At 70.0% G+C, this 23,117-nt stretch carries 22 protein-coding genes; 7 read left to right on the top strand and 15 right to left on the bottom strand.

Annotation, left to right across the window (positions count from 1 at the left end):
• Positions 1 to 277 precede the first annotated feature (277 nt).
• From ACN28I_RS35830 to ACN28I_RS35875, 10 genes are all read right to left on the bottom strand, one after another.
• A complete protein-coding gene (locus ACN28I_RS35830; protein ID WP_420946394.1) occupies positions 278 to 1,168 on the bottom strand; it encodes a zinc metalloprotease in 891 nt (296 codons plus the stop codon).
• Between the two features lie 247 nt (positions 1,169 to 1,415).
• Positions 1,416 to 2,306, bottom strand: a complete 891-nt coding sequence (locus ACN28I_RS35835; RefSeq protein WP_420946395.1) for a zinc metalloprotease — start codon at positions 2,304 to 2,306, stop codon at positions 1,416 to 1,418.
• A gap of 258 nt (positions 2,307 to 2,564) precedes the next feature.
• Complete coding sequence (locus tag ACN28I_RS35840; protein WP_420946396.1) at positions 2,565 to 4,397, bottom strand: fatty acyl-AMP ligase; 1,833 nt, start codon at positions 4,395 to 4,397, stop codon at positions 2,565 to 2,567.
• Between the two features lie 34 nt (positions 4,398 to 4,431).
• The gene (locus ACN28I_RS35845; RefSeq protein WP_420946397.1) at positions 4,432 to 5,493 is read right to left on the bottom strand and encodes a type III polyketide synthase; all 1,062 of its coding nucleotides are present in this window, start codon (positions 5,491 to 5,493) and stop codon (positions 4,432 to 4,434) included.
• Positions 5,490 to 5,834 (bottom strand): acyl carrier protein, encoded by a 345-nt coding sequence (locus ACN28I_RS35850; protein ID WP_420946398.1) that lies wholly within the window; start codon positions 5,832 to 5,834, stop codon positions 5,490 to 5,492. Before ACN28I_RS35850 ends, ACN28I_RS35845 begins: the two co-directional genes overlap by 4 nt.
• Positions 5,835 to 6,087: 253 nt before the next feature.
• On the bottom strand, positions 6,088 to 7,890 hold the full coding sequence (locus ACN28I_RS35855; RefSeq protein WP_420946399.1) for a methyl-accepting chemotaxis protein: 1,803 nt from the start codon (positions 7,888 to 7,890) through the stop codon (positions 6,088 to 6,090).
• Positions 7,891 to 8,064: 174 nt separating this feature from the next.
• The gene (locus ACN28I_RS35860) at positions 8,065 to 8,802 is read right to left on the bottom strand and encodes an SDR family oxidoreductase (RefSeq protein WP_420946400.1); all 738 of its coding nucleotides are present in this window, start codon (positions 8,800 to 8,802) and stop codon (positions 8,065 to 8,067) included.
• An 8-nt stretch (positions 8,803 to 8,810) separates the two neighbouring features.
• Entirely contained in the window at positions 8,811 to 10,106 is a 1,296-nt protein-coding gene (locus tag ACN28I_RS35865) for a UbiA family prenyltransferase (RefSeq protein ID WP_420946401.1), read from the bottom strand.
• Between the two features lies 1 nt (position 10,107).
• Positions 10,108 to 11,148 carry a methyltransferase gene (locus ACN28I_RS35870; RefSeq protein WP_420946402.1) on the bottom strand — a complete coding sequence of 347 codons (1,041 nt, stop codon included), beginning with the start codon at positions 11,146 to 11,148 and terminating at the stop codon, positions 10,108 to 10,110.
• Positions 11,145 to 11,597: an MXAN_6627.5 family MYXO-CTERM protein gene (locus ACN28I_RS35875; RefSeq protein ID WP_420946403.1), complete on the bottom strand. Its 453-nt coding sequence runs from the start codon at positions 11,595 to 11,597 to the stop codon at positions 11,145 to 11,147. Before ACN28I_RS35875 ends, ACN28I_RS35870 begins: the two co-directional genes overlap by 4 nt.
• A 44-nt stretch (positions 11,598 to 11,641) precedes the next feature.
• Here ACN28I_RS35875 and ACN28I_RS35880 point away from each other — a divergent pair, with 44 nt between their 5' ends.
• Positions 11,642 to 12,967 (top strand): response regulator, encoded by a 1,326-nt coding sequence (locus tag ACN28I_RS35880; protein WP_420946404.1) that lies wholly within the window; start codon positions 11,642 to 11,644, stop codon positions 12,965 to 12,967.
• An 83-nt stretch (positions 12,968 to 13,050) separates the two neighbouring features.
• Here ACN28I_RS35880 and ACN28I_RS35885 read toward each other — a convergent pair whose 3' ends face one another.
• Positions 13,051 to 13,692 (bottom strand): hypothetical protein, encoded by a 642-nt coding sequence (locus ACN28I_RS35885; RefSeq protein WP_420946405.1) that lies wholly within the window; start codon positions 13,690 to 13,692, stop codon positions 13,051 to 13,053.
• Between the two features lie 51 nt (positions 13,693 to 13,743).
• On the opposite strand from ACN28I_RS35885, the gene ACN28I_RS35890 reads away from it, so the two are divergent.
• From ACN28I_RS35890 to ACN28I_RS35910, 5 genes are all read left to right on the top strand, one after another.
• Complete coding sequence (locus ACN28I_RS35890; RefSeq protein ID WP_420946406.1) at positions 13,744 to 14,127, top strand: hypothetical protein; 384 nt, start codon at positions 13,744 to 13,746, stop codon at positions 14,125 to 14,127.
• 34 nt (positions 14,128 to 14,161) lie between these two features.
• Positions 14,162 to 14,809, top strand: a complete 648-nt coding sequence (gene bcp, locus ACN28I_RS35895) for a thioredoxin-dependent thiol peroxidase (protein ID WP_420946407.1) — start codon at positions 14,162 to 14,164, stop codon at positions 14,807 to 14,809.
• Positions 14,810 to 15,013: 204 nt separating this feature from the next.
• The gene (locus ACN28I_RS35900) at positions 15,014 to 15,514 is read left to right on the top strand and encodes a hypothetical protein (RefSeq protein ID WP_420946408.1); all 501 of its coding nucleotides are present in this window, start codon (positions 15,014 to 15,016) and stop codon (positions 15,512 to 15,514) included.
• Positions 15,515 to 15,781: 267 nt separating this feature from the next.
• On the top strand, positions 15,782 to 16,255 hold the full coding sequence (locus ACN28I_RS35905; RefSeq protein WP_420946409.1) for a hypothetical protein: 474 nt from the start codon (positions 15,782 to 15,784) through the stop codon (positions 16,253 to 16,255).
• Between the two features lie 93 nt (positions 16,256 to 16,348).
• Positions 16,349 to 16,675 carry a hypothetical protein gene (locus tag ACN28I_RS35910; RefSeq protein ID WP_420946410.1) on the top strand — a complete coding sequence of 109 codons (327 nt, stop codon included), beginning with the start codon at positions 16,349 to 16,351 and terminating at the stop codon, positions 16,673 to 16,675.
• A gap of 21 nt (positions 16,676 to 16,696) precedes the next feature.
• Here the strand turns inward: ACN28I_RS35910 and nagZ are convergent, their stop codons facing one another.
• Both nagZ and ACN28I_RS35920 read right to left on the bottom strand, forming a co-directional pair.
• Complete coding sequence (gene nagZ / locus ACN28I_RS35915) at positions 16,697 to 17,800, bottom strand: beta-N-acetylhexosaminidase (protein WP_420946411.1); 1,104 nt, start codon at positions 17,798 to 17,800, stop codon at positions 16,697 to 16,699.
• 126 nt (positions 17,801 to 17,926) lie between these two features.
• A complete protein-coding gene (locus tag ACN28I_RS35920) occupies positions 17,927 to 19,564 on the bottom strand; it encodes a CocE/NonD family hydrolase (protein WP_420946412.1) in 1,638 nt (545 codons plus the stop codon).
• Positions 19,565 to 19,687: 123 nt separating this feature from the next.
• Between ACN28I_RS35920 and ACN28I_RS35925 the strand changes: the two genes are divergently transcribed.
• Positions 19,688 to 20,107, top strand: a complete 420-nt coding sequence (locus tag ACN28I_RS35925) for a response regulator (protein ID WP_420946413.1) — start codon at positions 19,688 to 19,690, stop codon at positions 20,105 to 20,107.
• A 24-nt stretch (positions 20,108 to 20,131) separates the two neighbouring features.
• Here the strand turns inward: ACN28I_RS35925 and ACN28I_RS35930 are convergent, their stop codons facing one another.
• The gene (locus ACN28I_RS35930) at positions 20,132 to 22,234 is read right to left on the bottom strand and encodes a BatA domain-containing protein (protein ID WP_420946414.1); all 2,103 of its coding nucleotides are present in this window, start codon (positions 22,232 to 22,234) and stop codon (positions 20,132 to 20,134) included.
• A complete protein-coding gene (locus tag ACN28I_RS35935; protein WP_420946415.1) occupies positions 22,231 to 23,109 on the bottom strand; it encodes a DUF58 domain-containing protein in 879 nt (292 codons plus the stop codon). The genes ACN28I_RS35930 and ACN28I_RS35935 overlap by 4 nt, the downstream gene beginning before the upstream one ends.
• Positions 23,110 to 23,117: the final 8 nt, after the last annotated feature.

Here is a 23,117-nt window from a genome sequence, read left to right on the forward strand (position 1 = left end):
ACCAGGTTCTTTCAGGGGAACTCGCGCGGGAAGGCACGGGGCGCCTTCCGACCGCGCGGCATGCCGGGTGGTCCGACCATCGGACCAGTTGCTCCCCTTCGCGGCCGGAACCTCCCCCCGACAGGAGCTGACCCTCCCGGCTCGGGCCCCGGTGTGGAGCGGAAGCCCGGGAGCAGGCGGTCGCGCGGAGCGGGCGTCACGCCACAAAAGCAAGACGCCGGAGCGCTTGGGGCGCTCCGGCGTCGGGACTTCAAGACTTCAGGACTTCAGGCGCGGACTACTTGCCAGCGCGGTAGGTCGCCCAGAACGAGTCCATGCGGGCGATCTGGCCGGCGCTGAACGTGTTCATGCAGGCGTCGTCGGTGTAGTCCATGAAGTTGGTGATGGGGTCCACACCGGTGGCGGGGCAGGTGTTGCGGCCCGTGGGGCAGCCGTAGGCGGCGGACTTCTCCGCCGGCGTGTCATCCACGTAGTCGTTGGTCTTCTGGCAGCCGCCCTGGAACGTGTGGTACAGGCCCAGCCAGTGACCCACCTCGTGGGTGCCCGTGTCGCCCAGGTTGTACGGAGCCGCGGAGCCGCCGGGGAGCGAGCTGTTCAGGATGACCACGCCGTCATCCTTGGGGTTGCCCGCGTACCAGTTGGGGAAGGTCGCCCAGCCGAGCAGGCCGCCACCGGGGCTGCTGAAGTACATGTTCAGGTCGTCCGCGGAGCCCTGGCGCAGCGCGTTCTTCATCTGCGCCTCGGCCGTGGTGTCCGGGCCGGCGGTGTACCAGGTGCTGTTGGTGGTGCGGGTCGTGCCCACCAGGGTGAAGCGGAACGGGGTGTTGGCGTAGGCCGCGTTGAGGACCGCCATCTGATTGGCGATCATCGTGTCCGGGATGTCGCCGTTGGAGATGCCCGTGCCCTTGTTGATGACGTGGGCGTAGGTGTTGATGTTGATGGAGCCGATGGCCGCCATCGAGCCGCGGTACTGGCTCAGCATCGCCTGCACGGACTCGGTCTCGACCTCGGACGGGGTCGGCGTGGCACAGCCCGTCTTGGTGGCCTGCTGCGTGGGCTGCTGCTCCTCGGCCGGCTTCTGCTCGGCGCTGGTGCAACCACCCAGGGCGAGGACGGCACCCAGGACAACCGCGAACTTTCCACCCTTCGAAGCAACGCTGCGGGACATTTCCAACTCCTCGGAAATAGTTGGTACGTCTTCTATCTCAAGAATAAGCGCCGAGCAAGGGGCCCAGCGCTTTTTCTGAAAAATTATAGCTACACGGATGCGTAGAAGTGCGGGTGAACCGGGCTGGCCCCGTAATCCCGGGGAGCCCCGGGACTCTCCGTGAAGCGGGCCGCACGAAAAGCAAAACGCCGGAGCGCGTGGGGCGCTCCGGCGTCGGACTTCAGCGGCTCGGGACTTCAGGCGCGAATCACAGGCCGCGGTACTGGGCGACGAGCGAGTCGGCGCGGTTGGCCTGGCCCGCCGAGAACGTGTTCATGCACGCGTCGTCGGTGTAGTCCATGAAGTTGGTGACGGGATCCAGACCGGCGGCGGCGCAGGAGTCGCGGCCGGTGGGGCAGCCGTAGGCGGCGGAGCCCTCGGCCGGGGTGTCGCTCACGTAGTCACCCGGCTCGGCGCAGCCACCCTGGAAGGTGTGGTACAGGCCCACCCAGTGACCGACCTCGTGGGTGAGGGTGTCGCCCTGGTTGTACGGGGCCGCGGTGCCGCCGGGCACGGAGCTGAAGAGGATGACCACTCCGTCCATCTTGGGGCTGGAGGCGTAGCTGGAGGGGAAGGTCGCCCAGCCGAGCAGACCGCGGCCCATGTTGTTGGAGTAGACGTTGAGGTCACCCGCGCCGCCCACGCGCAGCGCGTTCTTCATCTTGGTCTCGCAGCCGCCGCCGGCGCAGCCGTACCAGGTGGAGTTGGTGGTGCGCGTCACGCCCGCCAGGGTGAAGGTGAACGGGGTGTTCTTGTACGCGGCGTTCAGCACGGCGATCGAGTTGTCGATCTGCGTCTGGGGGATGTCCCCGTTGGCGATGCCCGTGCCGTTGTTGATGACGTGCCAGTAGACCTTGAAGTTCACCGAGCCGTTGGCGCGGGCCTGGCCCTGAACGCGGCCGGCGATGGCCTGCTCCACCGTGGCCTTCTCGGCCTCGGTCAGATCCACCGTGGCGCAGCCGCTCTTGGTGGCCTGCTGCGTGGGCGGCTGCTCCTCGGCCGGCTGCTGCTGCTCGGCGCTGGTGCAACCACCCAGGGCGAGGACGGCGCCCACGACGACCGCGAACTTTCCACCCTTCGAGACGACGCTACGGGACATTTCCAACTCCTCGGGAAAAGTTGTTCAGTCTTATATCCCAAGAATTCAAGGCGAGCAAGGGAGCGAGCGACTTTCCTGAAATATTCTAGTTACATGGATGTGGGGAAAGCTCCGCGAGCGGGGTAGAGCGGGTAATTCGGGGAAGGAGCGGGACGCGGCGTGAAGCAGGCCGCACGAAAAGCGAAACGCCGGAGGCCACGAGGCGCTCCGGCGTCGGGACTTCAGGGGGAGCTGGCGCGGACCCGCGCGGCCCGGCCCTCAGTGGACGATGGATTGGCGGGCCGGAGGCGTCACCAGCAGGGAGAGGTTGTCGAAGGCCTCGATGTTCTGCCGGATGTAGGCGCGCTTGATTTTCCCGCTGGTCGTCTTGGGGACGGTGTGCGGGGCGACGGGGATGACGCGGTTGGGGCGCACGCCGGAGCCCTGGTAGACCATCTCCTCCACGTGCTTGCACTGCTGGCGCAGCAGGTCGGGCTTCGTCTCGGTGGTCTCGCACACGATGACGATGTCCTCGGTGCCCGTCTGGAGGTTGTTGACGCCCACCGCGGCCACGCAGCCGGCGCGCACCCCGGTCACCTGGGCGGCGGCGCTCTCCATGGTGTACGGGTGGTGGTTCTCGCCCGCCTTGATGATGAGATCCTTGCTGCGCCCGCAGATGAAGAGCTCGCCGTTTGCGAGGTAGCCCAGGTCCCCGGTGTGCAGCCAGCCGTCGCGCAGCACGGCGCCGGTGGCCTCGGGGTTCTTGAAGTAGCCGCCGAAGAGGGACGTGCCGCGCAGGAGGATTTCGCCCTCCTGGCGCTCGCCCAGCGCGCGGCCCTCCTCGTCGACGATGCGGAGGTCGATGCCGCGCAGCACCCGGCCCACGCTGAGCACGGTGAGCGCGTCCGGGCCGCTCTCCTGCAGCGGAATGGCCTGCCGCTTCGAGGCCAGCGCCGAGCGGGAGATGGTCTCCATGCGCACGGGATCATTCCGGTCGCGGATGGAGATGCCCACCACCATCTCCGCCATGCCGTAGGCGGGCCGCCAGGTGTCCGGCTCGAAGCCGTGGGGCTGGAAGCGCTCGGTGAAGTGGCGCACGGTGTCGGCGTGGATGAACTCGGCGGCGTTGTAGGCCCGCTCCCACGCGCTCAGGTCCAGGCCCTCCACCTCGGCGTCCTTGATGCGCTTGACGCACAGCTGGTAGGCGAAGTTGGGCGCGAAGGACGAGGTGGCGCGGAAGTAGTGGATGGCCCACAGCCAGCGCGCCGGCTTGAGCAGGAAGCCGAAGGGCGGCAGCAGCGCCGTGGGAATCCCGTGGACGAAGGAGGCCAGGGTGGAGGCCACCAGTCCCATGTCGTGGAACAAGGGCAGCCAGCACACCATCAGGTCATCCGAGTCCCACTGGCTGATCTCCCCCATGGCCGCGCAGTTGGCGAACAGCGCGCGGTGGGAGATGAGCACGCCCTTGGGCGCGTCCGTGGTGCCCGAGGTGAACTGGATGAAGGCGATGTCGTCGGGGTTGGCGGTGGGCGGCTCGAAGGCGGCGGCCTCGCCCGACAGCTCCTTCACGGTGGCGACGAAGGGGGCCTCGTCGGGGGCGTGGTCCAGCAGGGCCTCGTTCGCCAGGTCCACGAAGTCCGGGTCGATGAGCATGGCCCGGGCGTCCAGCAGGCGCAGCTTCACCCGCAGCCGCTCGCCCCAGGCGCGCACGGACACCTTGGAGGAGGGCAGCTCGATGAGACAGGGCGTGGCCCCCGCCAGGCCGCAGGCGAAGAAGCTCTCGAGGAACTCGGGGCTGGTGTCGAAGGAGAGCACCACCTTGTCGCCCTGCCGCACGCCGCGCGCGTGCAGGTTGGCGGCGATGCGCAGCGCGTTGTGGTGCAGGTCTCCCGCGGTGAGGACGGTGAGCTTCTCCTCCAGGTCCGCGAAGTAGAAGAGCGGCTGCGAGGGGCGGGTGCGCGCCCAGTGCGCCACGGCCTCGGCGAGCGTGTGCACGGGCGCCACGTGGGCCCGGGTGGGCCCGCGCTGGGCAATCTCCCGGCTGGAGTGGCGCCCCACGCCGGGGCCCAGTTGCACGGACGCCGTCTGGCGGCGCAGCGGTTCCTGGCTCATCGCTGTGTGACCTCGGTGAAGAACCGGCAGGGACTCAGAAACGGACCAGCATGCCCTCGACGGTGAGGCCGGGGCCAAAGCCCATCATCACCCCGTACTCGCCGCGCTTGGGCTTGTCCGTCTTCAACGCCTCTTCCAACACCAGCAGGGCGGTGACGCAGCCGCAGTTGCCGTACTCGCTCAGCACGTGCCAGCTCGCGCGCATGGCCGACTTGTCCAGCTTGAGCTGCCGGGCAATCGCCTCGAGAATCTTCGGTCCGCCCGGGTGGATGAGCCAGTGCTTGATGTCCGCCTTGCCCAGCTTCTCCGGGCCCAGCAGCTTCTCCAGGAAGGCGTCGATGTGCTCGGCCAGCACGAAGGGCACGTAGGGCGACAGGGTCATCTTGAACCCGTCGGTGTACATGTGCCAGCCCATCAGCTCGTTCGTCTCGTAGAGCTGCTCGGTGTGGGAGCGGATGAACTGGACGCCCTCCCCATCCGGGGCGCTGCCCATCACCAGCGTGCACGCCGCGTCTCCGAAGAGGCCCATGATGACGGCCTGCTCCGGGTCCGCGTCAGCGCGGAACTGCAGCGAGCTGTACTCCGAGGCGTTGGCGATGACGTACTCGTCCGGGCGCGCGGCGATGCTGTCCATGGCCGTGCGCAGCACCGGGAAGGCCGCGAAGCAGCCCATGTGGCCCACGAAGGTGCGGCGGATGTCCGACTTGAGCCCCAGCTTCTTCGCCGTGAACAAGTCCAGGCCCGGGCCCGAGTAGCCCGAGTTGGTGGTCATGGTGAAGGCGCCCACCTTGGAGCGCTCCAGGGTGCCCAGGGCCTTCTCCACCGACTGGCTGGTGACTTCCAGGCCCACGCGCTCGAAGACGCGCACGCGCTCGCTCAGGCCCTTGTTGCCGTCCTTGAGCTCCACGCGGGGGTCCCACGCGAAGTGGCGCCGACGCACGCCCGTGTTCTTGATCATCCGCTCGGCGTTGGGCAGATCCTTGTACCAGTGCTTGAGCAGCCCCTCGTACAGCTCGTCCTGGGTGAGCGAGAGCGGGGGCGTGGCCGACGCGATGGACAGCAGCGTGGGGCGGCGGGGTGCTGCTGCCTGCGTCATGCAACCTCCACGTCGAGCTCACGCGGCTCGGCGTTGGAGAGGTGGGTGGCCCGGCCCTCGGGCAGCTCCGCGGGGACGCTGCGCACCAGCCGCTCATCGATGAAGTCCACCAGGCTGCCCACGGTATCGTGACCGCGGCGCGAGGCCTTGATGTACCAGGGGGTGAACTCGATGTCGGCCACTTCGTCCTTGAGCCGGGAGATCATCGACTCGAGATGGAAGGAATCCATGCCCAGATCATACGTCATCGAGGCGAACTCGCTCACGTCGTCCGGGAACAGGCCATTGTTGATGGCCAGGATGATGTTGCGGACGTTGTCGAGAATCTCCTGCCGGTGCATGTGGACCTCCCGCTCAGGGCGAGTCAGCGCGTGGCCCCCCCGTGCAACGATTGTGGAATATTACAAATACGAGGGACGTGCGGTCAAGCTAGAATTATCGCGTAGACCTGTAAAGTAGGGTTGACGCGGCGCGGCAAATACATGACCGTACCCCGAGGGTCAAGTCCCACCGGAACCGCCATCCATCCTGGCCATCACGGGAAAAAAGGAAAAGCCCGGCAGGCCTCGGTCCTGGGGACGAGACGGAGCGGGGCTATTCGACGTGGTACTGGCCGGCCACCTGGGTGACCTGGGCGGAGACCTTCTGGAGGGTCTGCGCGGCCTCCTGGGTGGACTCCAGCCGCTCCATGGCCTGATCCATGCTGCGCGACAGGTCGGCGATGGCGTGGAAGATCTGCTCGAAGCCGGCGTTCTGCTGTCTCACGGCGGCGGTGATTTGAGTCACGGCCGAGGAGCTCTCGTTCACCATGAGGGAGAGCTGGCGCAGGCTGTCGCCGGAGGTTTGGACCTTGCCCAGGCCGCCCTCCACCTGGGCGGCGCTCACGTCCGTCATGGCGACGGCGTCGCCGATGGCGTTGCCCACCTCGTCCAGGATGTTGCTGATGCGGGTGGTGGAGCGGATGGACTGGTCGGCGAGGTTGCGGATTTCGCGGGCCACCACGCTGAAGCCCTTGCCGTGCTCGCCGGAGCGGACGGCCTCGATGGCGGCGTTGAGGGCGAGCATGTTGGACTGGTCGGCCAGGTCCTTCACCGTCTGGGTGATTTCACCGATCTGCACGGCGCTGGACTGCAGGCGCTCCATCTTGCCGCGGATGGCGAACACCGAGTCGCGGATGGCACTGAAGCCGGCGATGGTCTGCTCGATGGCCATGGTGCCGGCGCGGCTGAGCTCCTCGGCGTGGCGCACCACGTTGAGCACCTCCTGGGCGCGCTGGGCGGTGAGGTCGGAGGTGTGTTTGATTCCCTGGGCGGTGAAGTTGGTGTCCTCGAGGGCCTGGGCCTGGATGGTGAGGGCGCTGCGCTGGGCGTCGTTGGCGTTGCGCAGGGTGGCCCCGGCCTCGACGAGCTGGTTGGCGGACTGCTGGAGGGTGCGGGGCAGGGCGCTCAACTGGATGACGATGGAGTTGAGGCCGAAGGCCAGGTCGCCGATCTCATCGGTGGAGATCCACTGGGGCGGACGCACCTTGCCGATGGAGAGGCCCTCGATGGCCTCGAGCACGGAGAGCGAGCCGCGCTCCTGGCGGCGAGCGAGCATCCACGCGGTGATGGTGGGGATGGTGAGCAGGAGGAAGGCGAGCACCGCCACGGGGATGCTCAGCTCCGAGAGGAGCGAGGAGGACATGCCCTCCATCATGCGGGCGGCGTCGAGCTGGCCGGCGGCCTGGAGCTGCTCGATGTAGGAGCGCTGGACGTTGTTGGACTGCACGGCCACGGCGACGCCGCCCAGGAGGATGAGCGAGAGCACGCAGACGGCGAAGGCGTAGGGGAGGAACCAGGACTGGCGCACCCAGAAGAAGCCGCCGCTGATGACGCGCAGGTGGGGGTGGCGCTGCTGCTCCTCGAGGGCGAGCGGCTGCATCCACCGCTCCATGACGATGCCCGCGGGGAACGCGAGCAGGAGCCCGACGGCCAGCCCGACGAGGCCGCCCCACACGGCCAGCTTGAGCTCCTTGCCGAACCACAGGCAGACGCCGGTGGAGAAGAAGGCGGCGCCGGCGGCGTAGGTGCCCACCAGGTTGTAGAAGGCCAGGCGCCAGGGCAGCTTGAGGATGCGCACCAGCCGGAGCCCGGGCTGCTCCCCCGGGTTGACGCGCAGCGCGGTGCCGACGAAGGAGTGGATGATGAGCAGCGGGAAGAGGACGGCGAACAGGAGCAGCGTCGGTGGCAGGAGCCAGAAGAGCGCGCGGGAGACCTGATCGCCCTCGAGTCCCAGCACCATGCCCAGCAGGTAGGCCACGAAGGGGGCCAGGGGCAGCGCGCAGGCGCGCATGAGCGCATCGATGCGGCTGGGCAGGGAGCGGGGAGTGTTGCTCGACGATTTCTTGTGGAGCACCATGTTCGAGGCCCGGGGCGGAGCGGAGGGGCGGGGCCCCGGACCGGACGCTATCACCTTTTTCATCCCCCCTGGCGCCAGGGCCCGGGAGGAGGGAGGGGAGAGGAGGGGCCGGCCCGCCCCGAGGGGTTGTCCGGCCGCCCGCCCGTCACCCGGGCCTGGAAGCCCTCCCGGGCGTCACAGCTTCATGCGCTTGAAGACGCGCTCGGGGATGCCGCGGATGGCGAACATGATGGGACCCCAGAAGCCGGGCAGGTACACCTCGTCCTTGCGCGCGTCCGCCGCCCGGACGATGCCCCGGGCCACCTTGTCCGGGGTGGCGAAGAGGGCGTTCTTCTTCACGTCGGCCGTCATCGGCGTGTCCACGAAGCCCGGCTTCACCGTCACCACCGCCACGCCCGAGCGCGCCAGCCGGTTGCGCAGCCCCTGGAGGAACACGCTCAGCGCGCCCTTGGAGGCGCCGTACACGTAGTTGCTCTGCCGCCCCCGGTCTCCCGCCACCGAGGAGATGACCACCAGCGTGCCCGCCTTCTGCGCCTCGAAGAGGTTGGCCAGCGGCGTCAGCAGGGACACCGCGCTGAGGAAGTTGGTGCGCAGCACCTTCTCGGCCTCCGAGTAGGAGCGCTGGGCGGCCTCCTGGTTGCCGAGAATCCCATGGGCGAGCAGCGCCCCATCCAGGCCCCCGAGCGCCGTGGCCGCGCGCTCCACCAGCGCCTCGTGCTGGGCGAGGTCGTCCAGGTCCAACGCCTCGGTGTGGACGCTGGCGGCGCCCTTGGCGCGCGCCTCGTTGGCGACGGCTTCCAGCCGCTCGGGGTTGCGGCCCACCAGGTACAGCGACGCACCCCGGGCCGACAGCAGTTGCACCGTGGACTGCGCAATGGCGCTCGTGGCGCCGAGGACGATGACCTTCTTCATGGACTCCCTCATGTCGCGGCCAGCAGCACGCCCATGGCGATGAGCCCCACCACGTAGCTCACCTTGTCCTTCAACGCGAAGACCAAAGGATCCTCGTTCACCTGGCCGCGGTGCGCGAGCAGCCACACCCGGCCCACCCAATACAGCATCACCGGGCACAGCAGCCACAGCCGCTCCGGGTACAGGTAGAGCGCCGTGACTTCCTTGCTGGTGATGTAGAGCGCGAGCACCAGCACGGACAGGTAGCCGCTGGAGACGCCGAGGATGGCGAGCTGCTCGTAGTCCCCGGCCACATACCCGCGGCCCGGGGCGGCCGACTCGTTGGCCTGCCGCAGCCGCCGCACCTCGCTCAGCCGTTTGACGAGCGCGAGCGAGAGGAAGAGGAACATGGAGAAGGTGAAGAGCCAGCTCGACGTGGGCACGCCCACCGCGAGGGAGCCGCCGAAGATGCGCACCGTGTACAGCCCGGCGAGCACCAGCACGTCCAGCATCATCACCTGCTTGAGGTAGAACGAGTACGCGAGCGTCACCGCGTAGTAGGTGCCCAGCAGGGCCAGGAAGGCGCCCGGCAGCAGCAGCGCCACCGCCGCGCCAGCGCCCAGCAGCAGGGGCGCCATCCACAGGCCCGCGCTCACCGGCAGGTCCCCCGAGGCGAAGGGCCGCCGCCGCTTGGTGGGGTGCTGGCGGTCCGCGTCCAGGTCGAGCAGGTCGTTCAGCACGTACACGCTCGAGGCGCACAGGCTGAAGGAGATGAAGGCCAGCACCGTCTGGAGCAGCAGGGGGACGTTGAGGGCCTTGTGCGCGGCCATCAGCGGGACGAAGAGGAGGATGTTCTTGGCCCACTGGTGCACCCGCAGCGCCTTGAGCAGCGTGCGCACGAGCGGCTTGGAGGGCGCGGTGCGGCGCGCTTCCTCGTGGGGGCCGTCGAGCGCCTCGCCCCGGGCGTGGACGGCGTCGAAGAGGCCCAGGTGCGCGGCCACCGCCTCCGCCACCCGCCGGTCCGCGGCCGTGCTCAGCACCACCCGGCGGCCCCGTGCCCGCTCCTCGGCGAGGCGCGACAGCAGCACCTCGTCATAGGGCAGCCGCGTCACGTCCAGCTCCGCCCGCCGCGCCACCTCGGCCCGGAGGAAGGCCGGGCCGCGCAGGCTCCACCCCAGCACCGCCGGGACCAGGTACGGCTGGCGTTTGAGCAGCCTCAGCAGGCCTTCGTGCAACGTGTCCGTGCGCGCCAGCACCCCGTCCAGCTCGACGGCGAGCGGGGGCGTGTCCTGGGACGTGGGAGCGTTGGAGGCGGTGGGCAGCATCTCACTCGGGCCGGGCGATGATGAGCGTCTGCAAGGGCAGGTGGCGCACGGGCTTCATACTCTCGATGCGGAAGCCCGCGTCGTCCAGGAAGCCCTCCATCTCCGCGGGCGTGTAGGCCGCCGCCTTCGAGGTGAGGAAGTAGTGCAGGCCGATGAGCGGGGCGGCGCTCGCGGGCTTCTCCACGTCCTCGCGCAGGTACTCCAGCACCGCCAGGGTTCCCTTGTGCGTCAGCGAGGTGCGCACCCGGCGCAGCAGCGCCACGTTCTGCGCGGGCGACAGGTGGTGCATCACCTGGAAGAGGAGCAGCCCGTCATAGGGGCCTCCCAGCTCCGAGGTGAGGATGTCCCCGTCCTTGTGCGTCACCAGGTGCGACAGGCCGGCCTGGGCGATGATCTCCCGGCCCACCCGCACGCTGCCCTCCAGGTCCAGCACCGTGGCCTTCAGCCCCTTGTTGTGGCGGCACAGCTCCGCGGCGAACCAGCCGTGCGCGCCCCCGAGGTCCAACACGTGCCTCGCTCCCCGGGGCAACGGAATGGAGCGCACCACCTCGGGCGCCGACAGCCGCGCCATCTGGTGCATGGCGTGGATGTAGGAGCGCCAGCGCGGGTCATCCGGGGCGAAGCGGTGGATGTCCACCGACTCGCCCGTGCGCACTGCCTCCTCCATGTGGCTCCACCACTCCCACTGGGTGTAGTTGAAGTCCAGGAAGCCGCCCACGTACTGCGGCGAGCGCGGGTCCAACCAGCGCCGGGCCCGGTCCGCCATCCGGTAGCGGCCCTTCTTGCGCTCCACCGCGTCGCACGCCTCCAGCGCCTCCATCAGCGCGCGCGTGCCCTCGGGGGACAGCTTCAGCCGCGCCGCCAGCTCCTCCACCGTGGCCGAGCCGTCCGCCAGCGCCGCGAACACGCCCAGCCGCTCGCCGGCCATCAGCGTGCGCGAGGCCATCATCCCGAAGAAGGCGTGCGCCAACGGCTGGGGGGCCAGGTTGAGCCAGTCCGCCACCCGCTCCAGCAGGTTGTCCGCCTTGAGTCCGAGCCTCATTGTCCCTCCCGGCCGCGCCGCCATGCCGCCAACGCCAGTCCCAGCCCCACCACCGCCAGGGTGTCCTCCGGCCCCAACAGGCAGCCCACCCGGTCGGCCTGGCGGATGCCGGTGTAACGGCACATACCCTGAGTGCAGCTGAACCGCGCCGGGCAGTCATTGCCGCTGCGGCAGGCGCCTCCGGGCCGGCCGTCCTCGTTCTCCTCGTTGTCCCGGTCCGCGCCTCCGCTCCCCACCGAGGCGTCCGGGACGTCATACACACTGCCCGCGTCCCGGGTGCCCGCGTCCTCCTGGGCGAGCACCGCCAGGGGGAGCAGCAGGGCCAGGGGCAAGACGAGGCGCGACACGATGCAACGGGTCAGGTGGGGGAACTTCATGGGGCGAATCTCGAAGCGCAGGGGGTGCTCCAACCTATCCGTCCAGCCGCCGGGATGCATCCTCCGGTTCATCAAGCTCTTACGAACTGACGGGCTTTTGGCTAGGGTGGCCCGCGATGGCTCCCCGAATCCTCGTCGTCGATGACAATCAGGAGCTCCTCACGCTCCTCACCCAGCTCTTCGAAGATGCGGGCTACGAGGTGGTGGGTGCGACCAAGGGCAAGCAGGCGGTCGAGGTCTCGCGCGCCCAGCCTCCCGCGGTGGCGGTGCTCGATATCCTGCTGCCCGACATGATGGGCTACCACCTGGCGGACGCGCTCCGGAAGGATCAGCCCCAGCTCCCGCTCATCTTCATCACCGGCGTCTTCAAGGGCGGCAAGCACGCCATGGAGGCCCGGCAGAAGTACGCGGCCGCCGGCTACTTCGAGAAGCCCTTCGAGGCCGCCAAGCTGCTGGAGGCGGTGCAGAAGCTGGTGCCCACCCAGAAGCAGGCCCCCACTGCCGCCTCCCTGCAGGACTCCTTCGATGTGGAGCTCGACATCGACGTCGAGGAGGAGGGGCCCCAGGATTCGATGGAGCTGACGGGCCGCATCAAGGTGACGGGTGGCGACAACCTCACCGCGGAGATCCGCGGCGCCAACCTCACGGCCACCCCGCTGCACAAGGTGGCGGCCACCCTGGTGCGCCCGCCCGTGCCGGGCCGTCCGCCGGATCCGCTGCCCGTGGGCGCCGGAGGTCCCGGCCAGCGCCGCGGCGAGCTCAAGGACAACCTGCCCTCGCTCCTCACCGCCTTCTACCTGTCACGCGAGACGGGCGAGCTGGGCGTGCAGCGCGGCAAGGTGCGCAAGGTCGTCTACTTCGAGCGCGGCACCCCGGTGTTCGCCCTCTCCAACCTGCTGGCGGACCGCTTCGGCCAGTTCCTCGTGCGCGTGGGGAAGATCAAGCCCGAGCAGCTCGATGACGCCTCGGCGGTGGCCACCGCGAGCAACCGGCGCACCGGCGACGTGCTGGTGGAGCGCGGCCTGCTCAAGGACACCGAGCGCCTGTACTACGTGGGCCAGCAGGTGAAGGCGATCATCTACTCGCTCTTCGCGTGGGAGGACGGCACCTACGTGATGAGCTTCAAGGAGAAGGCCGCCGCCGAGTCCATCAAGCTGGACGTGCACCCGGCGAACCTCATCGTCCGCGGCATCAAGAAGCTCTACAAGGCCGAGCGCCTGCGGCGGATGCTGCGGCCCGAGGACCGGCTCATCCCCGCCGTGGCCCCGGCCTACCAGCTCCACGAGGTGGAACTGGAGCGGTGGGAGGCGGAGCTGTTGCCGAAGATCGACGGCAACCGCACCGTGGGGGAGCTGCTCGCGTACGCCAACCGCCCCGACCAGGTCGTCTACGGCTTCCTGGTGTCGATGATGTCGCTGGGCATCCTCGAGCAGCGCACCTGAGAGCAGACAGCCGGGTTGCGCATGCCCCCTCTCCCCCTGGGAGAGGGCGGGGGGTGAGGGTCGTCGCGTCGCCGAGTGCCCGCCTAGAGGCGGCTGACGATCCAGAACACGCCGAGCACGGCGGAGGCGCCGGCGACGAGACGCTGGAGCCGCTCGGCGAGGGTGGTGCCCACGCGGGAGAGGCCCTCGGCGAAGAGGAGGCCCACCGCGCCCATGCCCACGAGGATGCCGAAGGCGAAGCCGGGCAGGTACGTCCAACCCGAGGACTGCATGCTGCCACCCACGAGCAGGGGAGGCAGGGCGAGCAACAGCGAGCGCACGCCGCTGACGGCCATGAGGGCCCCGGCGGCGGTGCTCACCTGGTCGTGCCTGTGGGAGTGCGGCTCATGCGTGTGGCCGGGCAGGTGGGGGTGGCCGTGGCGCAGCACGTTGGGGAAGAGGAAGGCGGTGACGGCGAGCGCCACCAGCACCGCGCCCCCGAAGATCTCCGCCCAGCGCTCGAAGGTCTCGGAGAGGCCCACGCCCGCCAGGAGGCAGAAGGTGGCCACGCCGCCGAGCACCGCGGCATGCCCGATGGCGAAGCGCAGCGCGACGAGGAGGGTGGCACGGCGCCGGGAGGGGCCCAGGGTGCCGAGCGTGGCCATGGCGGCGCAGTGGTCCGGACCTACCGCGTGGAGCAGGCCCTGGCCGAGACCGAACAGGAATGCGAAGAAGAGGGGCGACACGGAGAGCACCCTATCCGCCCTTCGTGTCCGAGGCCAGCAGGAGGGTTGTGCGTGTCTCTCATCTACCGAAGCCGCCGGACCGTGGTGCCACTCCTGTTGGGCCTCCTGGTGACCGTGGGGGCCTGCAAGCGCGACGCGGGCCCGGAGCAACTCGCGCGCGCCGAGGCGAAGCACGCCGAGTTGGTCGAGCGCGGTGTCTCTCCGAGAGACCCGGCCTGGGACGCCGTCATCGGCGAGCTGGAGAAGGTGCCGGCGGACTCCAGGGCCTACGCCGAGGCCCAGCGGCGGCTCACCCGGCTCAAGGAGTTGCGGAGCACCCCGCTGCCGCGCCGGCCGCTGTCGAGGCCCGGCGTACCGGAGGGCGGGTCTCCCTCGCTGGACGAGCATGGGCACCCCCCGCACGCCCACCCCGGGGAGACCGACGCCGGAAGGTGACCGGAAAAGTCAGTTGGGCTATGAGCGTGCGCCCATGCCCATTCCCCAGACAGGCCACCCGGCTCCCGACTTCCAATTGCAGGACCAGAACGGCAACGACGTGAAGCTCTCGCGGCTGCGGGGCAAGAACGTCGTGCTGTACTTCTACCCGAAGGATGACACCCCGGGCTGCACGCAGGAGGCGTGCGACTTCCGTGACGAGCACTCGGCGCTGCAGGCCGCCGGGGCGGTGGTGCTGGGCGTGTCGCCGGACGACACGAAGAGCCACCAGAAGTTCGCCACGAAGTTCTCGCTGCCCTTTCCGCTGCTCGCGGACACCGCACGCCAGGTGTGTGACGCCTACGGCGTGTGGGGCGAGAAGTCGTTGTACGGCCGCAAGTTCCTGGGCGTGACGCGCGCCACCTTCCTCATCGACCCCCAGGGCAAGGTGGCCCGGGTGTGGCCCAAGGTGAAGGTGAAGGGCCATGTGCAGGAGATCCTCCAATTGCTCGAGGGCGGCGAGTCCGCGGGGCAGGACACCCGCACCGAGGCGAGCGAACCGGCCCCGAAGAAGACGCCGGTGAAGAAGGCGGCCTCGGCGGTCAAGACCGTGGCGAAGAAGGTCCTGGCGAAGAAGGCGGCTCCCGCGGGCAAGGCCGTGACGAAGAAGGCCGCCGTGAAGAAGACCTCCGCGCGCCGGTAGTCCCCTGGCCACGGAGCGAGCATCCCTCCCCTCGCCCTCCGGGAGAGGGTCGGGGTGAGGGTGCCTCGGTTCCCTGTTTCGAGCCGGTGCCTCCGTCCGTCTGCACGCGAGCAAGCAGCCCTCGCCCGCTCGCTCGCGCCTACCCGTCTTTCCGCTGCATGCCCACCCCTGTCCTAAGCAAGGCACGACGACAGGGAGGCGGTCATGCGGAAGACGGGGATGAAGCTGGCGCTGCTCGGCGGATTCGCTGGAGCGGCGCTGCTCGCCGGATGCGGGAACAACCCCTATGACTACGGGCGCAAGTGGGCGTTGACGGCCCAGGAGGACTACTACTCCGAGGAGGCCCAGAACCAGGACCCGGCCGCTCGGGCGAGCTCCAACATCGGCAGCAGCACCACGCTGTACCAGACCGACGAGCAGCAGCGGGGCACGGGCGGCGCCGGTGAGTCGGATGGGCGGACCGCGGACAACGACATGCCGCGCATCCAGGGCAGCAAGGTGGCCCAGGAGAACCTCTGGTTGCAGCAGGACATGCGCGTCCCGTTCCCACCGCCCGAGATCGATGCCGCCCGGGAAGCTCGGGACGGGCAAGCCGCTGCGCGTGGGGGCCAACGGGGCCTGGGTCCAGGGCACCCGCGGTGTCGAGATTGGCTCCGGTCTCGCCTCCCCGGTCCGCACCACCGGCAGCTCCTACGAGCCACGTGAGCAGCCGACGGGCACGCCGCCCCCCACGGCTCCCGCGGGCGAAGGCGATCAGTCGACGAAGGGCCAGATCGGGCAGCCTCCGGCCGCGGACGACCAGTAGCACGGGCCTGGTTCGCCTGCTGGAGGCCAGCCGGGCGGGCGGGCGCTCGACAGAGACCCGCTCGGTAGCCCGGAAGCCTCCGGGTGCCCATCCCTCAATGCGCGGCGTGCTCCGCCCTCGCACCCCGCGAGCAGCGAGAGCGCCAGACGTGGTCCCTGGAGACGGACATGCACGACAGAGGTTTCAAGCGGTGGGTGGTGTTGGGGGCGCTGGCCTCGGCCTCGTTGCTGTTCCCGGCGTGCCAGAGCGCTCAGCAGCCGGGGAACTCTTTCGAGGTCGCACCCGGCTTCAAGCGGCCCCCGGAGCTGACCGGCTACAACGGCACCATCCAGGACGTCCGGAGCAGCATCGATCCCCGGACTCCCGAGGCCCAGGGCACTCCGGGCCGCTCCCTGCTGCTGGACCCCGGAGAGCGGGCCCTGCTCGAGGCGCAGGGCGGCGCCATGGGCGGCAGTGGCTCCACCCCGCCCGCGCCGGGGCCCGAGGGCGGCCCGCTCTACGACGAGCTGGGGGCGGCGGGCAGCATCATCGCGCCCACGCGGGAGGTTCCCGCCGCGCAGGGCAACGTGGGCAATGACCGTCCCACGAACCCCAATGCTCCGGGTGGCGCTCCGGCCCGGCGCGACGCGCGCGGCAAGTAGGCCGTCTCTCCGCGGGCCGTCACCGTTCACACGCATTCATGAGGCGCCCCTCCCCGCCCTTCACGCGAGGAGCGGGATGATGGAGGAACGTACATGCGCGGAAGCATTCGCAAGTGGGTGGTGGTGGGGGCTCTGGCCTCGGCGTCGCTGCTGTTCCCGGGTTGTGCGGACACGAACCAGGGCGCGGACATGGACGTGCAGGACCAGATGGGCACCGGTGGCGCGGGCGGCGCGGGCATGGAGGGCCAGGAAGGCACCGGCGGCTCCGGTACCGGCGGCGGAACCATGGCCCGGGACGCGGGGACGCCGGCGGACGCGGGCACGGGCGGCGCGGGCATGGAGGGCCAGGACGTGGGCACTCCGGGCCAGGGCGTCAGCGGCGGCGACGAGGAGCAGTCCGGAGGCGCCCCCACGAAGTAGGCGGGACGCCTCGGACGGGAACTACCGGGACGCCAGCATGACCTCGGTGGGATCCTTCCCACTGAAGCCGCTGGCGAGCCCCTCGGCGAGCGTGCGGTGCTCGGCGTCGCCGAGCGTGGCCAACCGGTCCTCGGGGCCGTGAGCGAAGCGCGCCTCGAGGCGGGCCAGACGGCGGTGGGCCTCCTCGATGCGCGCGCGGGGCACGCGGCCGGACTCCACCGCGCGCACCAGCGCCTCGATGCACCGGCGCTGCACGTCCGCCTGGTGGCAGACGAGGAAGAGATCCACGCCGGCCAGGGTGCCCTGCACCGTGGCCTCTTCCACCGAGTAGTGGTCCGCGATGGCTTTCATCTCCAGGTCATCGCTCACCAGCACGCCGTCGAAGCCCATCTCCTGGCGCAGCACGCCGTCGAGCACGCGATGGCTCATGGTGGCGGGCACCTTGGGGTCGAGCGCGTCGAAGAGCACGTGCGCCGTCATGAGCGAGGCGAGCCCGGCCTGGGCGAAGGCGCGGAAGGGCACCAGCTCCACGCGGCGCAGGCGCTCCATGTCGTGAGGCAGCCGCGGCAGCGTCAGGTGGCTGTCCGAGGTGGTGTCACCATGTCCGGGGAAGTGCTTGCCGCACGAGGCCACGCCGCCGGCCTCCAGGCCGCGTCCCAGCGCCACGCCCATGCGGGCCACCTCGTCCGGGTCCCGGCTGAAGCTGCGGTCGCCGATGACGGGGTTGGTGGGGTTGGTGTCCACGTCCAGCACGGGCGCGAAGTCCCAGTCGAAGCCGATGGCGCGCAGCTCGTGCGCGAGCAGCCGGCCCACGCGCTCCACGAGGGCCAGGTCGCCGCGCTGGCCGAGCTCGCGCATGGGGGGCAGGGCGGTGAAGGGCGCGCCGCGCAGCCGCGCCACCCGTCCGCCCTCCTGGTCCACCGAGAGGATGAAGGGCCGGCCCGCGCGGGACTTGATGTCGCGGCACAGGGCGGCCGTCTCCTGCGCGGTGCCCACGTTCCGCTTGAAGAGGATGGCGCCGAAGATGCCGTCCTTCATCAGCGCGGCGAAGTCGTCGTCGATGCGGGGGCCGGGGAAACCGACCATGAAGAGCCGGGCACAATCCCGGTAGAGAGCGTTGCTCATGGGCCGTACCTTCTCACGCCGTCCATGCCACGGGGAGGGAAGAGCATGACGGATGCTCGCCTCCACACGTGGCGGCCTGCCCATTCGTCGGGAATGCCGCACTGGGACGGGGAGGAGCCGGGAGAGCTAGCCCATGACGGGAAGCAGCAGGGCAGAGGGATGGGCCGGGTCGTGGAAGACGGCCTGGTCGGCGGCGGCGAGTGTCTTCGCGGTGCCGAGCGGCTCGCCGGTGCCGGGGTTTCGGGCGAACCGGGGATGCGCCCCGCTGGAGACCTGAAGCCGGATGCGGTGGCCCGCGAGGAAACGGTGGGCGGTGGGCCACAGGTCGAGGGTGATGCGCAGGGTGCCATCAGGCTCGGGAGCGGGTTGGCCGGGCACGAGGCGCAGCAGTCCGTCGCAGAGGTTGACGGATTTGCCCGAGGGCTCCACGTCGCACAGGCGGGCGAAGAAGTCGGTGTGCGGGAGGCTGGAGCGGACGAAGAGCTCGGCCTGGACGGGGCCGATGACCTCCAGCTCCTTCTCCAGGGGCGCGCTGGTGTACGTGAGGACGTCCGGCCTCGACTCCAGCGCGCGGTTGTCCCGGGGTCCCGCCTCCCGCGTCAGCAGCGCGCCTCCGAGGGAGGGTGTGGGGTGGGCGGGGTCATACCGGTAGCGATCGGGCTCCGAGGCCGCGGGCGTAGCGGGAGAGAGTCCCCGGTCCGCTTGCAGGTGCCAGCGCCGCGTCTGGAGGCCGGGCGGAGGCCACTCGGAGAAGTCGCGCCAGGTGTTGGCCCCCATGACGAAGACGCGGACGGGGGCCTCGCGCAACTGGCTGCGGTCTCCCTTGAGGTGGGCCTTGAGCCAGATCAGTGACTCGCGCGCGGCGACCGCCATACCCTCGACGGAGACGTGGGTCCAGGGCCCGATGGTGAGGTAGGGCGCGCGTCCGGCCCGGTGGAGCGCGGCGTAATCCCTCACCTGCCAGGGCAGGAGGATGTCGTACCAGCCGCCGACGAGATGGACCGGTGCGGTGATCTCCGAGAGCGAGCCGCTGAAGTCCGCGCGGTTCCACCACGGGTCGTCCGGCGCGTTGTGCTCGAGCCAGTCCTGGAAGAAGGGCACCCGCGCGCCCGTGGCGAGCGCGTCCACCTCGTTCAACGGCAGGTGCTGGAAGAGGGGCTTGAGCTTGCGGGGCGCGCCGAGCCGGGTCATCAGCCCCCCCAACCCGGGCGTCTCCTGGTTGCGGACGAGATGGACCCAGGACAGCGCGGTGTCGAGCGAGTAGGCGCCGCCCGCGTAGGTCTGGCCACGGAACTCGGACGCGGTCTCGTGGGCCACCATGGCCTTCAAGCCGGGGCCCGCCTCACGGGCCACCGCCCACTGCACGAGTCCCAGGTAGCTGGCGCCATGGGTGGCGAATTCGCCCGAGAACCAGTCCTGCCGCTTCATCCACTCGACGGTGGCCAGCCCATCGTCCCGCTCGTCCCGGAAGGGATCGAACTGACCGCCCGAGCCGAAGGTGCCGCGCACGCTCTGGACGAGCACCTGGAAGCCGCGCTCGGCGAAGAGCCTCCCGTACTGGAGGCCGAAGAAGCCCCGCCTGCCATAGGGCGAGCGCACGAGAATGGTCGGAAGCTTGCCGCCCTGGCGGGGGGCGTAGCGGTCCGCGAGCAGCTTGATGCCACCGGGCAAGGGGATCTCCAGGTCCCGCTCCACGAGGACGTCGTAGGTGTCCGCGGGGGGCAGCTCCAGGAGACGCGCGAGGAAGCGGCTGGCGAGGGTCATGGCCGCTCATGATGGCACCACGGCCACGCAGGCATCACACCTTAAACGAAGGCGACTCATCTCTAGGTGAGGGGCGCGAGGTTGCCATCCCGGTCAGGCGCTCCGGAAAGTGAGGATGCCACCGTGAGCACGATTCTGCTGGTCGATGACGAGCAGGACCTGATGGAGCTCTACACCGACGTGTTGGAGGTCATGGGTTACCAGGTCGTCCAGGCGCACGATGGCGTGGAAGCCCTGGAGAAGGCCCGCCAGCAGCGGCCGGACCTGGTCGTGACGGACTGGATGATGCCCCGCTTGGATGGGGTCGAGCTCTGCGGACGCCTGCTCCACGAGCCGGGGCTCGAGGGCATCCCCATCATCCTGCACAGTTCGCGGCGGGCTCCCCGCATCCCCGGCGTCCGCATGGTGCTCTCCAAGAGCAGCCCGCTGGAGGAGTTCGAGGACGCCGTGGCGCAGGTGATCGACGAGGCTCACCTGGAGCAGCTTCCCGCCCCCACGTCCCTGGAGACCTCCCTGGAGATCTCCGCGGACCCCCACCACTGAAGGACCGACCGGTGGTGAGCGACGCTACTTGCGCAGCAGCGTTCCCTCGAAGAAGAAGGCGAGTGCCGCGGCCACGATGAGCCACGTCCACAGCGGCACGGGCGGGCGCTCCGCGTCCGAGCTCGACGCCTTCACCGTTTCCTCGCCGAAGTGCGCCGAGAGCGCGTCCTGCGGCAGCCGGCTCAAATCACTCTCGGCCGGGTCGAGCGTCGCCGCGAAGGCCAGCGCGGGCACCGCGTTGCCATCCGCGCCCAGCACCGAGAACGTGCCCGGCTGCTCCACCGGACCCACCAGCACCGTGCCGTCCGGCTGCGCCTTCTGCGGCACCTCCGTGCCGTCCGGCGCCTTCACCGCCGACACCTTCTGCGAGCCCTCGGGCCGCAGCGCGAGCGTCTCGCCCACGCGCACCTTCTGCTCCTCGCGCTCCTCCAGCGAGCCCGCGAGGTACGCCGCGAAGCGCTGCATCAGCGGCAGGAAACTCGTGCGGATGGGGAAGTCGCTCCAGTCACGGTCCACCGTGCTGGTGAAGAGCGCCACCCGGCCCTTGCCCCGGCGAGCCACCGCCACCGCCGGAGCGCCGTCCTCGTACGTGGCCAGCACCTGGCTCGCGCCCTGGGTGGCCCCGCTCCCGTCGGCCTCCAGCAGCATGTACCGGTAGAAGCGGGCCCCCACGAGGCCCTCCTCGGCGCGGCCCGTGAAGGGCGCGAAGAGCGGATGCTCCACCTTCACCTGCGCCAGCTTCGCCGCCCGGCTCTCCGCGTCCGGGTCGTCGCGCTCCACGCTGGTGCGCACCAGCCGCAGGTTGCGCGGCAGCAGTGTGCCCAGCCGCGTGTTGTACGCCTCCGGATCCACGTGGTCGCCCACGCTGACGAAGAGGCCGCCACCGTTCTCCACGAAGGTCCGCAGCTTCGCCGCGTCCGCCTCGTCCGGCGCCGTCACGTTCAGCAGGTACACCAGGTCATAGCCCGTGAGATCCTCGCGCCACCCGGCCGCCGCGTCCCGCACCGCCACCTGCACCGGCGAGCCCGGCGCCGACAGGGCCGCCTCCATGAAGAAGGCCTCGTCCCGGTAGCGTGTCGCATGCGGCGAGCCGTTCACCACCAGCGCCTTCAAGGGCCTCGGCACCGCCAGCACGAAGGCCCGCCGGTCATCCTCGGCCAGCCCGTCCGGCGTGAGCACCACCTGGCCCGCCACGGTGCCTCCCTGCTGGAAGCGCACCGTCAGCGACTTCTGCGACGTCCCGTTGGCCGGCACGTCCACGAAGCCCTTGCCCACCGTGCTCTCGCCCACGCGCACCGCCGCCTCCAGGTCCTTCAGCGGCGTCTCCGAGAAGTTCTTCACCGTGAAGGTGAAGAGGAAGGCACGCGGGCCAGCCTGCAGCGCGGGCTCCACCTTCAGGTCCACCAGCGCGTGGTTGGGCAGGGCATCCTGGCCGTTGGCCGCGTCGCGCAGCACCACCTCGGGCCGCACCGCCTCGCCCGTGGGTCCCTTCACCGTGGGCGTCGGCGCCTCCAGGCGCATGGAGCCGGCCGTCAGGTCCGACACCACCACCAGGCGCTTGCCCGCCATGGGGTTCTCCTCCAGCGAGCGCGCCGCCAGGTCCAGACAGCGTGACAGGTCCGCCGCTCCGTACGTGGGCTGCGCCTCATCAATCACCTGGCGCAGCTTCGAGCGATCGAAGCCCGGCGCCGCGGGCGGCAGGGGCGAGCCCGTGCACACGAGCACCGTCGCCGGCTCCTCGGGCCGCAGGTCCGCCAGTGCGTCGCGTGCCTCGTCCCGGCCGCGCTCGAAGAGCGGGGTGCCGTCCGACCAGCGCATGGACAGCGAGGCGTCCAGCACGATGGCCGTGGCCGCCGGGCCCTTCACCACCGTGGCCGTCGCCGTGTCCTGCCGCAGCTCCGGCCGCGCCAGCGCCACCGGCAGCGCGATCAGGATCAACGTGCGCAGCGTGTACAGCAACAGCCGCTTGAGCTTGAGCCGGCTCGCGGTGCGCTTCTGGCTGCGCAGCACGAAGGCCAGGGGCCCGAAGGGGTGGGGCCTCGGCCGCCGCCGGTCGAAGAGATGGATGAGCAGCGGGATGAACGCCGCCAGCGCGCCCAGCAGCATCCACGGGTGTGCGAAGGTCACCGGCGCCTCCCGCGCTTGCCCAGGTAGCGCAACAGCACCTCGTCCAACCGCTCGTCGGTGCGCACCAGCTCGTAGTCCACGTCCGCCTCCGCGCAGGCCGACTTCACGTTCGCCAGGAAGGCTCCGAATTCCTCCAGGTAGCTCTCCTTGATTTCACGCGGATTCACCTCGATGCGGCCCTCGCCCTCCATGTCCAGGAAGAGCGTGGGGTCATCGAAGGGAAAGGTCAGCTCGGCCGGGTCCACCAGGTGGAACACCGACACGTCGTTCTTGCGCTGCCGCAGCGCCAATATCCGCTTGAGCGCGTCCTGGTTCTCGTCGAGGAAGTCCGACAGCACGACGACGGAGGAGCGGCGCGGGAGCACCTCGGCGAGGTGGTCCGCGGCGGAGATGAGATTCGTGGTGCCGTTGGGCGCGGTGTGCTCGAGCGCATCCAGCAGCACGTTGAGGTGGCCGGCCGAGGCGCGTGGGGGCACGTCCTGGAAGCGGCCATGGGTCATCACCGCGAGGCCCGCGGCGTCCTGCTGGCGCACCAGGAGGTAGCACAGCGCCCCGGCCAGGGTGGTGGCGGCCTCCAGCTTGGAGAGCGCGCCGCTGCGGTAGCCCATGGAGGCGGACGCATCCACCACCATCACCGCGCGCAGGTTCGTCTCGTGCTCGTAGCGCTTGACGTAGTACTTGTCGAACTTGCCGTAGGCCTTCCAGTCCAGGTGGCGCAGCTCATCGCCGGGCGCGTACTCCTTGTGCTCGGCGAACTCGACGCTCTGGCCCTGGTGGGGGCTCTTGTGGAGGCCGGACAGCACCCCCTCCATCACCGCGCGGGCGCGCAGCTTCACGCCCTGCAGCCGGGCCAGCGTCTGGGAGTCGAGCACCATGCCCCGGC

Origin of the sequence: Archangium gephyra (assembly GCF_049060025.1) — a bacterium.
In the GTDB taxonomy this organism is placed as follows: Bacteria; Myxococcota; Myxococcia; order Myxococcales; family Myxococcaceae; genus Archangium; species Archangium gephyra_A.